The following is a 1,463-nucleotide window of genomic DNA, read 5'->3' on the forward strand; positions in this document are numbered from 1 at the left end:
GGTAAATAATTCTTTTTCCAAAAACCATTTGAACCTCTTTTAAAGAAAAAAATACTTCAAATAAATAATTATTTGAAGTATTTTTTATAATTGATAAAATATTAATTTTTAATTAGGAATAAATATTAACAGATGTGTTATAATTTATTTGGTTGATTTCATTAAATTGTTATCATTTTTATAAACCTTTTTTTGGTTGATTTTTTTTAACGGTTAAAAAGTTTTTACCTAAATGAACCGTCCCACTTACTGTAATGATTTTCGTCAAAGTTTTTCGGTTAATTGTGCTTCCCGGTTGGAAATGTTTCATATATAAAATGTCCCATCCCACTTACCGTAAACTTATGAAAAAATTGTGGAACCAAAAAAGTACTCGCGCCGTTTGTTGGAAACGAAGCAAGAAAATGTATATCAATTTATTGATAAAATTTTTATTTTTCAAAAATAAAATTATTTTTAAAAATGAAATCATCCAAAATCATTCTAACATAAAAAAATACCAAAATTAATAATTTTATTTTAGCTAAAAAGATTAATAATTAAACCTAAAAAGCATAATAATGAAATTAACAATTATAATATGATAGACAATCCCTTTTAAAGACATTTATGTTTTTATTTTTTTAACAAAAACCATCCTCATTCTCATTAATAAATACTTTGAGGATGGTTTTTTTGTTTATTATTTTTGTTTATTAAACGCGTTCTAACGGCTTTTAAAGGCTTTTTATCTTTTCTTGAAGTTTATTAAACTCGTTTTGATTTATTTTTTGTTTTAAAATATTGTTTAAAGCGTGAAAAAAACAATAACCATCGCTTGGAGTGTCATCACATTTCTCAATATAAAAATGCGAATTATTTATGTTTTTCATTTGGCAGATAATTTGATCCTCGAATTTAGTTGTCGCACTATATTCTTCATCATGACAATTATTTTTAGCATTTTTAACCATATGTTTTTCAATTTTTAAAAAAATATTTTTTTCCAATTGTTTGCTGATCCAATCGATTGTTCCTTGGATTAAAGTCAAGCAAGCAGTTTTCAAGCATCCTTGCAAAGTTTTATCAATAAATTCAATCATTTCTTTCGCATCAGGAATGAAAATAATGGGATAAGTTTCTTGTGTGTTATAGTTTTTCATAAATTCTTCAAGTCCTAAAAGAGGCAATAATTTTATATTTGTGAAGTTTTTGATTTTTTCTTGCTTTAAATTGCTTACTTTTTCATCGTAATATTTTTTGATATTCGAAAAAGAATTATCTTGTAAATTAGCGTATTGGCGATGAGAAGCGTTGTTGTAATGATGTTCGTTGTGAGGGGATATTTTGATGATAAAGAATAAAGTGAACAAAAAACCCATTGCAATGAAAAAGTGATATAAATATTTTTTTACTATTTTCATAATCGTCCTTTTTTATTAAATTAATTTGAATAATTATTTTTTTTTGATAAATAAAAAAAC

General features: G+C 23.9%; 2 protein-coding genes. Both read right to left on the reverse strand.

The annotated features are described in order from the left end of the window. Window positions 1-178: 178 nt before the first annotated feature. Complete coding sequence (locus RI76_RS03340) at window positions 179-310, reverse strand: hypothetical protein (protein WP_017192489.1); 132 nt, start codon at window positions 308-310, stop codon at window positions 179-181. A gap of 406 nt (window positions 311-716) precedes the next feature. Next, the gene (locus RI76_RS02080; protein ID WP_017192491.1) at window positions 717-1,403 is read right to left on the reverse strand and encodes a hypothetical protein; all 687 of its coding nucleotides are present in this window, start codon (window positions 1,401-1,403) and stop codon (window positions 717-719) included. Window positions 1,404-1,463: the final 60 nt, after the last annotated feature.

The sequence above is a fragment of the Milkweed yellows phytoplasma str. MW1 genome (genome assembly GCF_000309485.1).
Classification (GTDB): Bacteria; Bacillota_I; Bacilli_A; order Acholeplasmatales; family Acholeplasmataceae; genus Phytoplasma.

Bases quoted from the DNA above. Each gene is read 5' to 3' on its own strand.
- RI76_RS02080 (WP_017192491.1), bottom strand. From the start codon at position 1,403: ATGAAAATAGTAAAAAAATATTTATATCACTTTTTCATTGCAATGGGT.
- RI76_RS03340 (WP_017192489.1), bottom strand. From the start codon at position 310: ATGAAACATTTCCAACCGGGAAGCACAATTAACCGAAAAACTTTGACG.